Origin of the sequence: Chryseobacterium sp. Mn2064, from assembly GCF_049319685.1 — a bacterium.
In the GTDB taxonomy this organism is placed as follows: Bacteria; Bacteroidota; Bacteroidia; order Flavobacteriales; family Weeksellaceae; genus Chryseobacterium.
This window is the reverse complement of the sequence record NZ_JBMOUE010000004.1, coordinates 376,552-393,714: the sequence shown is the minus strand read 5'-3', so window position 1 is coordinate 393,714 and position 17,163 is coordinate 376,552. Positions and strand designations below refer to the sequence as shown.

Sequence of the window (17,163 nt, the reverse complement as noted above, 5' to 3'; positions counted from 1 at the left end):
GCTTACTTATTTAACATTAAATTTGTTTACTCAAAAACATAAAGAAAATAATTAATAAAAAAGAAAGATATACAATGAAGAGTACTTTAAAAAAACTATTACCATTTGCAGTAGTGGGAGTTGTCTCAGGAGCTACTACCGTTGGAGCTATACAATATTTCGGACATACCTCCAACAACGGAGATCAATCTTATTTTACAACCGCTGCCCCTAAAGCATCATTCGTAGGAATGAACACAGGCGCAGTAGGCGATGATTTTGTAAAAGCAGCCAAAACGACCGTTCCGGCTGTAGTTACCATCAAAAATTACCAGAGCAGAACAGCCAGCAGAGCTTCTGAACAGGATCTGTTTGACTTTTTCTTCGGAGATCCTTTTGGAGGAAGAGGTCAGCAAAGGCAAAAACAGCAACAGCAGCAGGCACCTGACAATATGCCTTCCGGAATGGGTTCTGGGGTTATCATTTCTCCGGATGGATATATTATTTCCAACAACCACGTGGTGGCAGGAGCTAATAAACTGGAGGTTGTACTAAGCAACAAAAAATCATATATCGCAACGTTGGTAGGTACTGACCCTAACACTGATATTTCTCTATTAAAGATTGAAGAAAAAGGTCTTCCGTATTTAAATTTTGCCAACTCAGACAATATTGAAGTAGGGCAATGGGTGCTTGCAGTAGGAAACCCACTGGGATTAAACTCTACCGTTACCGCAGGTATTGTTTCTGCTAAAGGAAGAGGAATCGGAATTTTAGGAAGCCAGGGGAAAGCAGCCAATCCAATTGAAAGCTTTATTCAGACCGACGCGGCAATTAATCCGGGTAACTCTGGAGGAGCATTGGTAAATACAAATGGAGATCTTATCGGTATCAACTCAGCAATTCAGTCTACGACAGGTTACTATCAGGGATATGGATTTGCAGTTCCTGCTAATTTAGCAAGAAAGATTGTAGAAGATATCAAGAAATTCGGAATCGTACAGAGAGGTTTCTTAGGGGTTCAGTCTTTAGACTTATCCAATGATCAGTTAGTAGCATCTTACAACAAACAATACAAGACCAATCTTAAAGTTGGATCTGGAGTATATGTTACAGGATTTGGAGAGAAAAGTGGTGCTGAAGATGCAGGCTTGAAAAAAGGAGATATCATCACGAAAATAGACAACTATTCAATCACCGATTTTGCTGATCTATCTATGTCTATCGGAAGCAAACGTCCAGGAGACAAAGTTCAGGTAACTTATTTGAGAGACGGAAAAGAATCGACAACAACAGTTACTCTTAAAGACCAGAAAGGGGGAACTTCTACCAAAACGAAAGCTGACCTTACTGTAACAGAGAAAATAGGTGCTGAGTTTGATCCTCTTACTGAGCGATTCAAAACAGAATACGGTCTAACGAGCGGCGTAGTTGCCAAAAACGTTTCTGAAGGTGGTGAAATGGCCAAAATTGGAATTGTAGACAACTATATCATCATCGAAGTAAATGGCAAACCTGTCAACTCACAGAAAGATGTAGAAAAAGCTCTTGACAAATACCAAGGGAACGTACAGGTGAAATTCGTAGATGACTACGGAAGAATCTATACTAAAGGGTTTAAAATGCCTTAATCAAAAGAAACAAAATTAATTTTCATATCAACAAAAAAGCGCTGCAGAAACCTGCAGCGCTTTTTTAGTATCTTTATTTAGCTTTATTCATTTTTTCAGCGATTCTTTTCTTCTTATTCCGCTCATAGATTATTTCTACAATTTTACCTCCAATCCACGAAAACGGAAAGAAAGTAAGGAAAATAGAAATCTTATAGAATGTAGGATGATAAGGAAAAATAATCACATCCAACATCGCTATAAAAAGCATAATAAAACCGATAAGAATGGCATAGGCTACTTTAGCATATTTAACGATGATTGCTGTTGCTACTCCTCCAATGGTCGTTCCCAACCCAGAAATAAACAACAGGAATCCGAAAAATGCCTTATCATCTTTCATACTGAAGAGAAATCTCTGCCAGTGTTCAAATGGGGCAAACGCTTCAAAAGTAACCCATTGCGGGAAAACCCTTATACCAAGAGTAATAATAAGCCCAGCAATAACAAGGCCTATCAACACCGCAATTGTATTTCTTATAAAGTTCATTAATCCTGATGTGCAATCATAGAAATTTCAATATCCACATTTTTAGGCAGGCAAGAAACCTGAACCGTTTCACGCGCAGGATAGCTGCCAGCATCTAAGTAAGAAGCATAAATATCATTCATCACTGCGAAATCATCCATATTCTTAAGGAAGATGGTAGCTTTTACAACATTTTTAAAAGTCATTCCCGCTTCAGTAAGAATAGCCTCAAGGTTTTTCATTACCTGATGCGTTTCTTTTTCAATTCCCTCTACCAGCTTACCAGTTGCAGGATCTACAGGAATCTGCCCGGAAATATATAAAACTCCGTTTGCCATATTTGCTTGTGAATAAGGCCCGATTGCTGCAGGTGCATTAACTGTGTTGATTACTTGTTTCATTAATTAGATTTTATTTTGGTTGCAAATATAAAATTTATATTCTCAAATCCCAATCTGATATTAGAAAGGGGCGTTAGGCTGTGTAAAACTTCTGTCTTTGTACTTCAATGCATCACTTAAGATATTGGCTTTGATACCAATAAAGAAGTCGTATACTTTATACTGACCGAACGGAACCCAGTTGAAATTGATCGTAAAGCTTCGCTGATCTCTAGAGAAACCTATTCTGGTATAAGCCAGCTCTTTGGTCACCATATCAAAGTGTGTACTTCCATTGATGTTCCAGTAAGGGGTTAATTTAAGCGTTCCATCCAACCCTATAGAAGCAATTTTGTTAGCAAATCTGCTTAGCCCTTTTGAGTAAGCATAGTTTGCACTGATATTCAACGTCCATGTCTGATCAAAGTGAGCATAATTATCATCATCAAAATAATAACTTTCATTTCTCACTTCTCCTTTTTTGGTGTATTTCTTAGCATAATCTACTTTCTCACCAAAGATCTCGCTGCTTAAAGGATAAGACAACTGTACGTTGAATCCCTGTACACTAAAGTGCCCAAACTGCTCCGTTCTTATCCCGGTATCCTGTCCCGGAGTAAATGCAATTTTATAAGGTTCAAGAGCAAGACTGGTATTTACAGTAAGTTTACTATTAAAGAAAGAAGATTGTCCATTGATGCTTAAAACAGACCAAGGGTGATCTTTAGCAGCAAAGTTATAGCTTCCTGAAAGTCCTAAAGATTCAAAAATTTTGATCTTCTTCACACCTGTAGAATCGCTCTTAGATTTCACTTTCATTTCAATATTGTTTCCAACATTGAAGGTTAAAGCTCCTACTACTCCACTTGATGGGCTTCCGACAATTCCCTTTTCAAAGATAGAATAAGGTGTTAAAGCTCCGGTAGCATTATAATAGTTTCTATAATATCCAAAACCTGGGCTTGAGAAATCGGGAGAATAAGTAAATCCAATACTCGGAGTCATCATGTGTCTCACCGCTTCTATTGCAGATCCTTTTTTGAATTTCATCATTCCGTATAATGTAGTCTGAAGACTCGCTGTAGTAGAGAATGTTGAATATCCTGCGAAGTTCTTATCAATTTGATCTACTGTAACGTTCTTCACCGGATCATAGAACCTGTTCAGTGTTTTTGTCGTTAAAGCGTTATCAATATTGGCACTCAAACTGAATGTAAAATATTTTGCCAGTGTAGTATTGGTTGCCAGAGCAATATTATTCTTAAGCCCGGTCTGCATCTTATCCCACATCTCTTTTTTAAACAACTCATTTTCCTGAGTATTCACAAAGTTGGTAAGATTAATCCCGGTATTTACTGTGATATTTTCGATAAGACCTTCTCTGATTCCTGTTTTAGATTTAAACAGATAGAACTGATTGATGGCAACGTTCATCTGTGGAAGACGAAGATCTGCCAGTCCTGTTGCAAAGTTCTGAGAATATGATGCGGTTCCCGTAATCGTTATAGGAAGCTTCAGGAATCTTTTCGTAAGGGTAACTGTTGAGTTCTGCTGTGTGTTCAGAACATTCTGGTTGAAAATATAGTTGTTGTTCAGTGGATTATTATAAAACTTCGTACTCACAACATCTACGGAAGCACTGAATGTAAGGAAAGGGTTTGCCTTAGAATCCTGAGAATGCGTCCAGTTGATTCTGTAAGTACTGTTCTTTGTATAGTCATCCAATCCTTTAATCCCTCTCACCATAGTTCCGATATCTGCATTAAAGTTTCCTGAATAACGGTATTTTTTCTGATAACTTATTTGTGGTCTTAAATTCCAGCTTCCTTTGGTATAAATATCTGCCAGCACTTTAAGGTCAAAATGCTCTCCAATGGGCTGATAATACCCTATTCCGTTCAGGAAAAACCCTACATCTTCTCTTTCCCCAAAGCTCGGGATCAAAATACCAGCTGCCCTTTTATCCGAAAATGGCAAAACAGCAAATGGAAGATAAAGAGGCGTAGGAACCTGCTCTATGAACATTTGAATAGGTCCGGTAACAATCTGGGATTTATTTTTTGTTTTAATAAGCTTAATGTTATAAGCTCTCATAAAATAATCCGCCGCCGTATCTTTTTTCTTGATGAAATAGTCATCCGTTGTATAATCCGCTCTTACCATAGCGAATACGGAATCGTTGTATTTTTTGGTTTTCTGAGCAATAATTACCCCCTCACTTTCCTCCGTTCTGGCATTGAAAGCAATAGCCTGTTTTGTTTTGGTATTATAGCTGAATTCGTTGGTTTCGTATTTTTTACCTGCCTGAGTTGTAATTACAGGCTGAATAATCTTCCCTAAAGAATCTTGTTTTCCTCTTGCGTAGATCAGATTTTTATTATCATCAATCGAGATATAATCTGCATCAATCTGCATATCCTGATACTTTACCTGTGCGTTTTTGTTCAGGAAAGTCATTTTTTTAGGAATATCTCTTCTCTGATCGTCAGCTTTTGTACGAAGAATATCATCCAAAGCTTCTTTTTTTACAACTATGGTATCCTTTTTGGAAATAGTATCATTAACCGCATTTTTAGGCAATTTTTCAGGAGTTTTCTGTGCTAAAAAATTGTTAAAAATTAGGATAATTAAAATTTGTAATATATTTTTGAGGACGGTTTTGGCCAATTTTATTCTATATAATTAAGGCCCAAAATTAATATAATTTTTATAACTGTAAGATGTACAAACAAAATTTTAAAATAATTTTATCATTTCTCCTTATCCTTATCAGCAACTTTGTTTTCTCTCAAAAGAAGTTTACAATCGTTCTGGATGCGGGACACGGGGGAAGTGATCATGGGGCAAACCGAACATATTCTGACATCGGAAGAATTGCCGAAAAAGACATCACCCTCGCTATTACATTAAAAGTGGGAGCGATGCTTGAAAAAAACAAAGATTTCAAGGTAATCTATACCCGTAAGATAGACGAATACCCTTCTTTATCGGACAGAACAAACCTTGCCAATAGAAGTAAAGCAGACTTATTTGTATCTATTCACTGTAATTCTGCTCAAAGACCTACAGCATATGGTACGGAAACCTATGTTCAGGGACCTAACCAGAATAACGAAAACCTTGAGGTTGCGAAACGAGAAAATGATGTAATTTATCTGGATGAAAAAGATAAGCAGACCTTCGGATCTTATAACCCGGACTCTCCGGAATCTTTAATTGCCTTGAAACTGCAGCAAAGTAAATACCTGGAATCAAGTCTTCTTTTGGGAGGATTGGTTGAGGATAACTTTGTAAATAAAGATAAAAGATTTTCCAGAGGTGTTTTCCAGAAAAACCTTCACGTTCTTCGTATGAATGCCATGCCTTCTGTACTGATCGAAACAGGATTTATCAACCATCCTGAAGAAAGCCACTATATCGCTTCTGAAAAAGGTCAGGAAGAAATTGCAGAAAGTATCTACAACGCTATCATTGATTATAAAAAAGCCGTAGACAGAAAATCAGGAGGATCTGTTGCCATAAAAAAACAGGAGCCTGAAAAACCTGCGGAAGTTCCTTTAAAAAATGATTTCAGAATATTGCTGATGAGTTCTCCGACAAAATTCAATGAGAATGATCCGGCACTTAAAGGTTTAAATTATATTCTTACCCTTAAAGAAAACGGCCAGTACAAATATTACTATGCAGTTACCAATATGGCTTCTGTGAAGGACATCAATCTTAAAACCGCTAAAGATGCCGGATTCAGAAATGCTTTTGCTGTTGGATTTATGCCTAACCAAAGAATCAGCTCGGGATATTATACTATAGAAGTATATTCTGGAGAAAAACTGAATGGCAATTCATATATCCTTCAAAACCTTAAAGATGTGGAAAGAGAAAAAGACAGTGGAGTCTTTTATTACACCTATGGAAAAGTTTACACCCTGGAAGATGCTGTGAAGCTTCAGAAAGACCTTGAAGCTAAGGGAATCAAAAACACGGTGATACAGAAAATATATAAATAATTTAGAAAAATAATTTTGAGGTTTAAAAGTTAATTTCTATTTTTGCAACCTCAAAATCAGGCCTATTCGTCTAGTGGTCAGGACTCAAGATTTTCATTCTTGCAACAGGGGTTCGATTCCCCTATAGGCTACTCAAATTCATTAAAAATCTCTGATCAAAAGGTCAGAGATTTTTTTATTGAATAGAAGAACTTTACCGGAACTTACATCTTAATTTTCTTGATCGTTTGTTTCCCCCATTTGTATATTTCTTCTAAAACAGACAAGAGTTCTTTTCCAAACTCTGTCATATTATATTCAACGCGTAATGGGATCTCATCAAAAACTTTCTTCCTAATTATTTCTCCCCCTGCAATGCAAATATGGACAGAAATCTGACATTCGGCCAAACCTGAAACATTTAAAAGTATCTATTCTGAAAATTCACTGATCTTCTCTCCCAACAAACCAACCGTTCAAGGTAACCAAAAGATTCTCGAATTTATGAAGTCCGGATTAGGGAAAGTAGATGTAATTTTTGAGCCTGAAGAATTGATTGTACATCCTAATTTGGAATTTAAATATGGTAATATTTAAAGATCAACAGCCGGCAGATCATCAAATTTTAGGAATAAGAAAATATTCTGTTACCTGGGTTTTGGAGAATTCTATTCGGAAAATTCTATGTCATACTTGGTCAATGCCCGAAAAGAAAATATAAATAAATATCTCATCATTTCACTTAAAAACTGATGGAATGTTATTTTCTTATTCATGATTATTTACCATTATTGCGCATCACTAGATTTAGCACTTAAGGCTAATCTCTTTAATAAGCATTTTCTATTCACCTCATTTTCTGCACTACATATCCAAATACGCTCAATTCAATACAATATAAAAAAAGCCGTTTTTCTCTTCAAAATCTTAACTTTCATTTTAAAGACTATTCTATTTCTTTATATATAACAAAAGCATTATATTTGCAAAAATTTCCAACCATAATTGGTTACACAAATATGGTTACACAGATGAAAAATTTTATTGATAAACCATTGTTTGTAGAAATCTACAGACTATCAAATTTTATATCATGCCGGATTTAAAAATACAAGAAGCTCAATTGCTTTTTAAGAAAATCCACTCTAACCCAAAAAGTTATGATTTACAAATCAATGAAGACGGGATTACAGGCAGAGATGATAAAATCAGTTTCAGGCTTTATAGGACTGGAGAAAGGGTTGCTTTTGAAGTAACAATAGACGATCTATCTTTCACCAATACCACTGGAGAATGGAACAATGCACTGATCATGCTAGGAAATACGATCAAAAAAATAGAAAAAGAACAAGAAAATTTAAAAATAGAACAAGCAATAAATAAGCTTAGAAAGTACCTTTCAGAAGAAAATTAAAATTTTCGAAAATAAATTTGGTAGTTTAAAAAAAAGTTTATAGTTTTGCACTCACATTTAAACGATATGGCAAATCATAAATCAGCACTAAAAAGAATCAGACAAAACGAAACTAGAAGACTTCGTAACAGATATTACCACAAGACTGCTAGAACAGCTTTAAAAGCTTTAAGAAATGAAGAGAACAAAGCTGCTGCTACAGAACAATTGCCAAAAGTTATCGCTTTATTGGATAAATTAGCTAAGAAAAATATTATCCACAAAAACAAAGCAGCTAACTTAAAAAGCAAATTAACAAAGCACGTTAATAAATTAGCGTAATAATATAGCTGGCCCGTTCGTCTATCGGTTAGGACCTCAGATTTTCATTCTGGTAAGAGGGGTTCGATTCCCCTACGGGCTACTTACATCTTATAAGACCACTGTAACAACGGTGGTTTTATAAAGATCACAGTAGAAAAAAGCTATATTTAAATAAATCTAACCGGCCCGTTCGTCTATCGGTTAGGACCTCAGATTTTCATTCTGGTAAGAGGGGTTCGATTCCCCTACGGGCTACAAGATTAAGAGTTGATACTTATAAAAACAAAACTAACACATTACTTTGGTAGTGGAAGATAGAGGGCCCGTTCGTCTATCGGTTAGGACCTCAGATTTTCATTCTGGTAAGAGGGGTTCGATTCCCCTACGGGCTACAAAAGGATTTTTTTTCAAAAGTCCTTTTTTTGTTTCTATACAATACATTTTTATCCTTATTCCTTAAAGACAGCTAATTCGAAAAGACAGCAATTGGATTCTTTTTGGTAGTGAGCAGGCTGTGCTTCTGTATTAATCAGTTTTACCATTCTTAAAAAATTAAATCCGGCAGATATATAATGTTCAATTAATTTGATCTTGTTTCCCTGCGTATCAAGACGGATAAAGCGTTCTCTATTTTGTTTTACCTATTCCTTGAACCAGCTTACTATTTTATCTTTAGCTTTTATCTAAGTTCTATTGTATCCTTTACTCTTCATCACTAAGAATTCGAAATAAATTCTTCTGACATTCTTCAAATTCAAAGAATCTCCTATTCATGGGCATTATCAAAAAAATCACCAAAAATGGAAATATTATTTCTTACTTTTCCTTATAATTCATAAATTTGGCTAAAACTATTCATTCTAAAATAAGATAACATGAAATTTAATTTACTTTTGGGAAATCGATTCTCTTTTAAAGCCGGATTAATGGCTTTATTTTTATTCTCTGCCAGCACCATGTCATTTGGGCAAAGCAGAATTTACGCTCATGCTCAAAGCTCAGGTGTATTTGGTGTAGCATGTCTGGGATGTCGCGTAGATAATCCTCTTAATGCTATTGGAGACAATGAGGATGACTACTCTACCATGGTATTGGGAACAGCCCTATTAGGAGGAGTGCAACAAACTTTACAGTTTCCTGATCTTAGAGCTGACACAAGACTTGTAGTTGGGATCGGAACAGACAACATTCCATTATCGGTACAATTGCTGAGCGGTGTAACTCTTGAAACAATGAACGGTGGAACGTCTAATGAAGACCGCAGAACCATTGATGTGAGCCTTCTAAAGCTGGGAGCAACTCCTAACAGAGGTACTGTAGAGTTTAAGCCTACAAAGCCTTATGACGGAATAAGAATTGGACTAACTGGAGGGGTTCTTAGCCTTGGTGGTGGATTCAGAATTTATTATGCTTACCAAGATCCATTGGTCAACATTATGGCACACAGCCAAAGCGGGCAGATCACTCTTGACGGAAATATTGCGTTGGAAGGATCTGAAGTAGCACTTATCAACGCTTCCGGAAAAGAAGTATACCGTACTACTTTAAAGTCTAAGACTTTTGATTCTAAACAGCCTGAAGGAGTTTATTTCATGACCGTTCAGACCAAAGAAGGAAAAACCTACTCAAAGAAAATTATTGTTAAATAAATGATACCCTAAGCCGGCAGATTAAAAGTTTGCCGGTTTTTTTATACCTTATATTAAAAGAAATAAAGCAGACACTAATATTAATTATAAATTAACAGATATCATTTATATAATACAAATATTTAAATATCACTAAAAATTGAAATAAAATAACTAACATAATCATTTTATATGTAAATTTACAAAAAGCTAAAATCTTAAAATTTACCATATGAAAAACAATTTATTAGTGAGAAAGCACGCTATTAAGGCTGCTGTGTCAACCTTGTTTCTATTTCTGATGAACTCAATGTCTTTTGCTCAGATTACAAAAATTTATGCAAACAGTCAAATCAGCCAGGTATACGGTGTGTGTTTAGGTTGTGGAGTATTGAATCCACTGAATGCTTTAGGAAGTAATGAAAACGACTACTCTACTATACAGGTTTCTGTAGGATTACTTGCCAGAACTGAACAAACCCTCATCTTCCCTAGCAGCAACATCAGCAACAATACCAATAAGCTTGTGATCGGAATTGGTTCTAACGGAACTCCTTTATCCGCGCAGGTTCTTGGTGGTGTATCTATTGAAACTTTCAACGGGGATGTTTCTAACAACGATTACCAAAACCTGAACAGCAACATTCTTCAGCTTGGAGCAGGTGACCCAAGCAAAGGAGATATTGAGCTGACCATGAACATTCCTTTTGACCGTGTTAAGATCAATGTAAATTCAGGACTGCTTAATTTAGGTGGTGAACTTAGAGTATATTATGCTTATCAGTATAAAGATCCATTTATCAATTTTATGGCTCATAACCAGAATGGGGAGTTTACTCTTGATAAAAATATCGCTGCAGAAGGTTCGGAAATCACTTTAACCAATACTTCAGGAAAAGAAGTTTTCCGTTCAAAACTGAAATCAAATACATTTGAAACCAAACAACCGGGAGGAGTTTACATCATGACTCTTCAGACAAAAGAAGGAAAATCTTATACTCGTAAGATTATTATTAAATAAATGATTAAAGCAAAACCGGCAGATCTTAAAGATCTGCCGGTTTCTTTTATAATCTCGTTGAACGGATCAGATTTAAATACCAATATTCACAAAAAGGCTGAATCTTGATTTTGCTTCAATATCTCCGCCAGCAAGATTGGTGTATACAGGAAGCATGATCTCACTTCCCAAACTGAATTTTTTATAGGATGCTTCAAACCCCACTTTTCCATACAAGGCACTTCCGGCAGTTTTGGGTAAACCTTCGCCAAACTGTTTATTCTGAGCATATACTTCACCCTGAAGTCCAGTTTTTGCAGAAAATATCGTTTTCTCGTTCCCTGCAATCTGATAAAACCCTGTTGCCGCATAATTCCATTGATTTCCAAAACGGTAATTCTTTTTGTTTTCAGTTTTAACAGTATAGTCTGTATTGACCAATACAGCTATTTTATTTTTTTGAAATTTATAATTCAAAACAGCCTGATAATCCCAACTTCCTGTCCCTAATTGAAAACTTGGATTAACGCCTGATATTCCTTTTTCATCAAATTTACCGAAAGGAACTTTTACTCCCAATCCTCCGTTCAGCTGATGAAAATTGTTTTTAGAATTTAGCAATTGATAGATTCCCATCACATTTAAATCTCCAATACCATTGATTTTTATATCTCCCTGCAAGGTTTTTTTTTCATGAAAATGAAAAGGAAGGCTGGCATATACACTCAGCTTCTTGGTTACTGGAACTTTAGCCCACAACTGTAGAGTATTAAAATACTGATCCTGGGTAAGATCTTTTACAAATAAATTCTCTTTCGCTTTATAATGCTGAGCAAAATACTTGATCCCTATAAATTGTGGATTGAGCAAAGACTCGAATCCTGACGAACCGTTTCCGGCACCACATCCACAGGCATCGCAATCGTCATCAAAATTGAATCTGCTAAAATTTTCCTGAGGAATATAAATACTATCTCTGACGATGTTGGCCTGACTGAAACCAAATACAGTCAAACATATAATTACTATAATCTTCTTCATGTTTTCTTTAAATTATTCTGCAAATTTTGGATTGGAAATAAAACTTTTGTCTGAAAGGGTTTTCAGAAAAGAAATGATAAACTGCTTTTCTTGAGTATTCATTGCAATTCCTATATGGCCGCTCTGTTTGAGCTGCGGATCAAGGTTTGCATTATCCTGCACCTGGTCTGAGTAGAAATTGAGCACAGCATCTAAGGTGTAAAACCGTCCATCATGCATATAAGGAGCCGTATATTCCACATTTCTAAGACTTGGAACACGGAATTTCATCCAATCACTATGATCAAGTGTTACCCGATAACGACCTGCATCTTTAAACTCCGAATTGTAATACATTCCCGTATTTCTAAAGCTTTCATCTGTGAACAGCTCGCCGCTGTGGCATGATGCACACTTTTGATTGAACAGAGCCATTCCATTAGACTCGGCTGACGTTAGCTGCTCTCTTCCCTGGCGAAATCTATCATACTTTGAATCCGAAGAGATTAGAGAAACCATAAACTGAGATAATGCTTTTAAAATTCTTTCTCCTGTAATCGTTTCATCTCCATACGCTGCCATGAAAAGCTTTTTATATTTCTGATCGTCTTTAATTTTAGAAATAACTTCCGGAATAGAGCTATCCATTTCATTCACATCTGTAATGGGGCTGATGGGTTGCTCATTTAGGTTATGAATGACCCCATCCCACATATATCTTTTCAGAAAAGCCATATTCTGAATGGGAGGAGCATTTCGGATTCCCAATCTGTCATCCACTCCATGGCTTACTGTATGTCCGTGATGGGTAAACGCATTTTCCTGGATGTGGCAAAAACCGCATGAAATGGTATTATTTCTCGATAATCTTCCTTCGTAGAATAGTTTCCGCCCCAGCTCAACTCCGTTTTTTGTAACAGGGTTGCCACTTTTATCAAAATTCATTTCCGGAAAATAAGACGGAAACTGAAGATTATAAGCCTCATCTTTGTCCAAGGGCTGAATCACCTCATCCGAACAGGCAATACAGCTGAAGGAAAAGATCAATGCTACAAATCCTGTTTTAAGCAAAAAATTAATCATTATGAACGTGATCTACTTTAAACATTTTGGTAAGATTGTTTGTAACATCTACAAGATGCTGGCTTGATCCCATCATCATATCATTAGCTGATGTAAGGGTAAGGGCTTTATCACCACTTAAAAACTGGTTCAAATCTGCCAAAATATGAATAGAAGGTCTGATCTGGCCGTTCACTCTTGCTGTTGTTGGAAGATCCAGAGTAATTTCTCTGTAAAGGTCTGGAGTATTGTTTGCCGTGGTATTCCCCATATTCCCGGTATGGTTCATAAATTCTTTTGCGGGAGAATCGGTTCCGTATTTTCCTTCAAGTTTAACAAAAACATAGCCTGCTGCCCAAGACCAGGACATTCCTTTCTGTTTTGCTTTGGTCCAAAATTCTGCCTGCCCATCCTGACCAAGCAAATAAGCTTTTTGGCTGATTCCTAATCCAAATCTTATTTTTTTATAATTATTTTTCGGAACTCCATCCAGGTTCAGGTATACAATTCCTGCCACGGCATCCGCCTGATCTACAATAAAGGCTCCTTTATCAGGATTGTTCTCATTGTATTTAAATTCATTTCCGTTCTCATCAATCAGTGCAATATTACTGACAACATATTTTAAAGCCGAGAAATTATGTTTTTGACCTTGAGAAGAAGTCTGCATCGTTTGATTCAAAACGATATCCCCTACATTATTGAACCCGTTTTCAAATTTGACCTGAAGACTTCCCGGAGTAGTATCCTGTGGGTTGTCATCGTCTCTGTTGCTGCAAGAAGAAATAGTAAATAAAGTAAAGGCAATAAAGAATAGGGATAAAAATTTATAAATTTTCATTGTTGATTTTTTAAGTTGAATATATTTTTTCGAATGTGAAAACATTCCTGTTTTTATCACAAAAGGCACAAGAGTTCTTTACACTTAGAAATTCTAAGTGAAACTATATACACAGGATAAGAATACTTAAGCTGTATTAAAACAACGTATGTACCTTTTGCTATTGAATAGTAATTGTGATAACTTAAAAAACCGGGGGTTTGAAAATGTGTTTCAGAAACAGAAAAGAATATGCCGTTTCATAAAGAAAGTGAAGATTGAAAAAAGGGAATTTTTCTGTAACAGAAATCTCTGTGATTGAAGGCAGAATATAAATATCCAGAACTTTCTGTCCGGCATTTTTAGATTTTTGTAAAGGTGAAGTTTCAGAATCGTTTGTTTTTGCCAATTCTTTGCTCAGATAGCATTTCCCGTTACAGTGGATTTCCGGCCTGGATTTATTAATACAGAGAACTTTTGCAATATAATCATAATTTACGGCATACTCTACCAATGGTATCAGAGGCCTGAACACCATATAGAAAGTAAAGAGTATACCGTAAAATAGTTTCATTACATTATTTTTTGCTTATAGCAGCATCATATCTTTTGCTCACTTCTTTCCAGTTCAGAACATTCCAGATTGCAGAAAGATAGTCTGCTCTTTTGTTCTGATATTTAAGATAGTAGGCGTGCTCCCAAACATCGATTCCTAAAATGGGTGTTCCTCTCTCTTCTACAATATCCATTAAAGGGTTATCCTGGTTGGGTGTGGAAGAAACAAAAAGTTTACCTCCTTTAGACACAGAAAGCCAAGCCCATCCGGATCCGAAACGGTCTGCCCCTGCTTTGCTTATTTTTTCTTTAAAAGCATCCATACTTCCAAAAGCTTCATTGATTGCTTTTGCCAGTTGTGGAGATGGCTGGGTATTTTTTTCCGGTGTAAGAATCGTCCAGAAAAGCTCGTGGTTGTAGTGGCCCCCCGCGTTATTTCTTATCGCCGGGCTCACTTTGGATGTTTCAGAAAGAATCTGAATCAAAGTTTGTTTTTCCTGTGGAGTTCCTGCAATGGCTTTATTCAAATTGGTGACATATGCTGCACCATGCTTTGAATAATGAATTTCCATTGTCTGAGCGTCTATAGAACCCTCTAATGCGTTATAAGCATACGGCAGAGGAGTCTGCTTAAATTGTGCCATCGTAAACTGAGCGGCAAAAACTGCACTTACAGCAGCTATTTTCAAAATCTTCATAACGTTTTGTTTTATGGTTAAACAATATTTTTACTAGCAGGAATTCTGAAGAAAGCGGACCATCGTCCTATATCTTCAGGCACTTCCTCTATTTCAACAATTTTTTGATGTCTTCAATCAGAATTTCTCTGTCAGGATGATACTTCCCGTTCAGCCTTGGATTTTTACCTTCAGGGTCATCATAGTTTAATCCTGAATAATATAAAATCGGCATATTCTCTTTATTGTAGCGGCATCGGATATTGCCTTCCTGATCTACCAATGCAATCATTCCACTGTGGTTCAGGCTTTCTCCTTCATTCTCTTTATCCCCTACATAGATATTAAATTTATCTGCAAGATCACCAATATATGTTCTGCCTCCGGTTAAAAAATGCCAGTTTGGAGATTTTGCACCAATTCTTTTGGCGTGCTCTTTCAAAGCTTCAGGAGTATCATTTTCAGGATCTATACTGATGGAGATAATTCCAAAATTAGGATCGTTCACCTGATTCTGAATAGCTTTCATATTGGTATTCATCACAGGACAAATCGTAGGACATTTGCTGAAGAAAAATTCGACCAGATATACTTTTCCCAACATATCTTTATTGGTAATTTTTTTACTGTTTTGATCGGTAAGCTCAAAATCGGGAACTTTCATCACCGTATACAGGTTCTTTTTAAAATACCCCATCCCTACTCCAATTCCAAGGAAAAGCAAAGCAATAACGGCGATAGGTATGATCACCTTACTCTTATTGTTGGTTTTATTATTTTTTGGCATATTTTTCAGGATTTTTCTTGAATTCATCTTTGCAGTAAGCACTACAAAAACCATACGATTTATTTTTATACACAGCGGTATCTTTCAGAAATTCGCCGGTTTTCATATGACATACAGGGTCTTCTTCGTTAACTACCTGTATGTTTTTTAAATTTTCTTTGGAAGAGCTCATATGGCTTTTATGCTTTACCTGCGGCGTTTCTTTTGCACATGACATGATGGAAACCAGCAGTACAGCAGCCAAAATAATGGAGGATTTCATTTTAATGTTAAATTGAAATTAATATTATTGAATCAAATTGTCACTCTAAGTCTCAGCTTAGAAATTCAGTAAAGACGTTTTATTGAAAACTCCTGAGATTACAAAAGCCTATAAAGAAAGCTAAAGCACCTTAGAAGACGCAATACATCTTAGTAAAAGGTTCAAATATTGCATGGGAGAAAAAGCTTCAACCACAGGTTTTTATTTGAATCTTTCAAACGGTTCTGATATAAAACTAAAAATATAGTCTAACTGAGATTACCCTAATGGAGGATGGAAAATCCTTGAGAAATATTCTGAAGAATGGGAATTGAAGTAGCTTGGATCCGGTTTATCAGTAGGAAAACCAATGGCTGAATGATTGGCAAAGGAAAGAATTTCATTGGAAAGAAAAGCATCCAATCCGGCAATTTTTACTGTTTGAGAACTGTTGGATTGTTTCTCTGTTTTTGCCAGTTCTTTTTCAACATAGCATTTTCCTTTACAGGTTGACTGTGGTACGTTTCTATTCTCGCAAAGGTTTTTTACAATATAATCATAGTTCACAGCGTAATTTACCAATGGCAAAACGGGACGTACTGCAATGGTAAAAATGATGAATATGGAAATTAATAACCTCAACGATTCAATTCTCTGCTGCAAATATACTACTTCGAAAGTATTTTACGATTCATTTATGATGAATGTCATTGCGGTTATATACTGTTACCTTCAAAAATTACAAAACTGTGCCTGTTTTCAGTATTATTTTATTCCGAACTTTGATTTGAAATTTTGTGCTTTATATAAAATTTTAATCTTGTTAATAAAAGCTTTGCCGATGTCTGGCGAAGCTTTTTTATGTTTTGTTGGTTTTGTTGGAAAACGCAAAGGCGCAAGTTTGTTTAATGTTTTCTGCTTTAAGGCGCAAGGGTTTTATCTCCGACAAAATGTAAAACCGATAATAATGAGATTGGACATTAAGAAGTTTCCTTGCTGAAAATCTTTGATTTTTTATGTCCTTAAAAAATAGCTCAATTTTAATCTTCTTTGCGCCTTTGCGCTTCTCCAACAAAATAAATGACGGACATGAGATATGTTTTTTTAAAACAAAAGCCCTACTAATACTAGTAGAGCTTTTGTTTAATATAATTTAGATAAGTTAGTTATGA

The 17,163-nt window shown here is 35.9% G+C and carries 18 protein-coding genes and 4 tRNA genes; 10 read left to right on the top strand and 12 right to left on the bottom strand.

Annotation, left to right across the window (positions count from 1 at the left end; genetic code table 11):
* Window positions 1–74 precede the first annotated feature (74 nt).
* Complete coding sequence (locus ACL9RH_RS16905) at window positions 75–1,610, top strand: trypsin-like peptidase domain-containing protein (RefSeq protein ID WP_422694533.1); 1,536 nt, start codon at window positions 75–77, stop codon at window positions 1,608–1,610.
* Between the two features lie 73 nt (window positions 1,611–1,683).
* Here ACL9RH_RS16905 and ACL9RH_RS16900 read toward each other — a convergent pair whose 3' ends face one another.
* From ACL9RH_RS16900 to ACL9RH_RS16890, 3 genes are read right to left on the bottom strand one after another with little or no spacing between them, the layout of a single operon-like run.
* Window positions 1,684–2,139, bottom strand: coding sequence for a hypothetical protein (locus ACL9RH_RS16900; protein ID WP_422694532.1), 456 nt, complete (start codon window positions 2,137–2,139; stop codon window positions 1,684–1,686).
* Complete coding sequence (locus ACL9RH_RS16895; protein WP_422694531.1) at window positions 2,139–2,519, bottom strand: RidA family protein; 381 nt, start codon at window positions 2,517–2,519, stop codon at window positions 2,139–2,141. Before ACL9RH_RS16895 ends, ACL9RH_RS16900 begins: the two co-directional genes overlap by 1 nt.
* Before the next feature lie 60 nt (window positions 2,520–2,579).
* A complete protein-coding gene (locus ACL9RH_RS16890) occupies window positions 2,580–5,165 on the bottom strand; it encodes a putative LPS assembly protein LptD (protein WP_422694530.1) in 2,586 nt (861 codons plus the stop codon).
* 53 nt (window positions 5,166–5,218) lie between these two features.
* Here ACL9RH_RS16890 and ACL9RH_RS16885 point away from each other — a divergent pair, with 53 nt between their 5' ends.
* Window positions 5,219–6,505: an N-acetylmuramoyl-L-alanine amidase family protein gene (locus tag ACL9RH_RS16885; RefSeq protein ID WP_422694529.1), complete on the top strand. Its 1,287-nt coding sequence runs from the start codon at window positions 5,219–5,221 to the stop codon at window positions 6,503–6,505.
* 59 nt (window positions 6,506–6,564) lie between these two features.
* Window positions 6,565–6,636 (top strand) — tRNA-Glu (locus ACL9RH_RS16880).
* A gap of 72 nt (window positions 6,637–6,708) precedes the next feature.
* On the opposite strand, the gene ACL9RH_RS16875 is transcribed toward ACL9RH_RS16880, so the two are convergent.
* Window positions 6,709–6,894 carry a winged helix-turn-helix transcriptional regulator gene (locus ACL9RH_RS16875; RefSeq protein ID WP_422694528.1) on the bottom strand — a complete coding sequence of 62 codons (186 nt, stop codon included), beginning with the start codon at window positions 6,892–6,894 and terminating at the stop codon, window positions 6,709–6,711.
* 683 nt (window positions 6,895–7,577) lie between these two features.
* Here ACL9RH_RS16875 and ACL9RH_RS16870 point away from each other — a divergent pair.
* From ACL9RH_RS16870 to ACL9RH_RS16840, 7 genes are all read left to right on the top strand, one after another.
* Window positions 7,578–7,898 (top strand): hypothetical protein, encoded by a 321-nt coding sequence (locus ACL9RH_RS16870; RefSeq protein WP_422694527.1) that lies wholly within the window; start codon window positions 7,578–7,580, stop codon window positions 7,896–7,898.
* A 66-nt stretch (window positions 7,899–7,964) separates the two neighbouring features.
* A complete protein-coding gene (gene rpsT / locus ACL9RH_RS16865; protein WP_002983073.1) occupies window positions 7,965–8,219 on the top strand; it encodes a 30S ribosomal protein S20 in 255 nt (84 codons plus the stop codon).
* A 10-nt stretch (window positions 8,220–8,229) separates the two neighbouring features.
* Window positions 8,230–8,301 (top strand) — tRNA-Glu (locus ACL9RH_RS16860).
* An 83-nt stretch (window positions 8,302–8,384) separates the two neighbouring features.
* Window positions 8,385–8,456, top strand: a tRNA-Glu gene (locus ACL9RH_RS16855).
* Window positions 8,457–8,521: 65 nt separating this feature from the next.
* Window positions 8,522–8,593: transfer RNA gene (locus ACL9RH_RS16850), tRNA-Glu, on the top strand.
* 483 nt (window positions 8,594–9,076) lie between these two features.
* Window positions 9,077–9,850, top strand: coding sequence for a T9SS type A sorting domain-containing protein (locus ACL9RH_RS16845; RefSeq protein ID WP_422694526.1), 774 nt, complete (start codon window positions 9,077–9,079; stop codon window positions 9,848–9,850).
* Between the two features lie 211 nt (window positions 9,851–10,061).
* Window positions 10,062–10,850, top strand: coding sequence for a T9SS type A sorting domain-containing protein (locus tag ACL9RH_RS16840; RefSeq protein ID WP_422694525.1), 789 nt, complete (start codon window positions 10,062–10,064; stop codon window positions 10,848–10,850).
* A gap of 72 nt (window positions 10,851–10,922) precedes the next feature.
* Here the strand turns inward: ACL9RH_RS16840 and ACL9RH_RS16835 are convergent, their stop codons facing one another.
* From ACL9RH_RS16835 to ACL9RH_RS16800, 8 genes are all read right to left on the bottom strand, one after another.
* Window positions 10,923–11,870 carry a transporter gene (locus tag ACL9RH_RS16835; protein WP_422694524.1) on the bottom strand — a complete coding sequence of 316 codons (948 nt, stop codon included), beginning with the start codon at window positions 11,868–11,870 and terminating at the stop codon, window positions 10,923–10,925.
* A gap of 12 nt (window positions 11,871–11,882) precedes the next feature.
* Window positions 11,883–12,932 carry a cytochrome-c peroxidase gene (locus ACL9RH_RS16830; protein ID WP_422694523.1) on the bottom strand — a complete coding sequence of 350 codons (1,050 nt, stop codon included), beginning with the start codon at window positions 12,930–12,932 and terminating at the stop codon, window positions 11,883–11,885.
* Window positions 12,925–13,752 carry an MbnP family protein gene (locus ACL9RH_RS16825; protein WP_422694522.1) on the bottom strand — a complete coding sequence of 276 codons (828 nt, stop codon included), beginning with the start codon at window positions 13,750–13,752 and terminating at the stop codon, window positions 12,925–12,927. The genes ACL9RH_RS16830 and ACL9RH_RS16825 overlap by 8 nt, the downstream gene beginning before the upstream one ends.
* A 184-nt stretch (window positions 13,753–13,936) precedes the next feature.
* Entirely contained in the window at window positions 13,937–14,305 is a 369-nt protein-coding gene (locus ACL9RH_RS16820) for a hypothetical protein (protein ID WP_422694521.1), read from the bottom strand.
* Window positions 14,306–14,309: 4 nt separating this feature from the next.
* Window positions 14,310–14,984 carry a superoxide dismutase gene (locus tag ACL9RH_RS16815; RefSeq protein WP_422694520.1) on the bottom strand — a complete coding sequence of 225 codons (675 nt, stop codon included), beginning with the start codon at window positions 14,982–14,984 and terminating at the stop codon, window positions 14,310–14,312.
* An 88-nt stretch (window positions 14,985–15,072) separates the two neighbouring features.
* Complete coding sequence (locus ACL9RH_RS16810; protein WP_422694519.1) at window positions 15,073–15,750, bottom strand: SCO family protein; 678 nt, start codon at window positions 15,748–15,750, stop codon at window positions 15,073–15,075.
* On the bottom strand, window positions 15,737–16,012 hold the full coding sequence (locus ACL9RH_RS16805; protein ID WP_422694518.1) for a YHS domain-containing protein: 276 nt from the start codon (window positions 16,010–16,012) through the stop codon (window positions 15,737–15,739). The genes ACL9RH_RS16810 and ACL9RH_RS16805 overlap by 14 nt, the downstream gene beginning before the upstream one ends.
* A 258-nt stretch (window positions 16,013–16,270) precedes the next feature.
* Window positions 16,271–16,654, bottom strand: coding sequence for a hypothetical protein (locus ACL9RH_RS16800; protein WP_422694517.1), 384 nt, complete (start codon window positions 16,652–16,654; stop codon window positions 16,271–16,273).
* Window positions 16,655–17,163 lie beyond the last annotated feature (509 nt).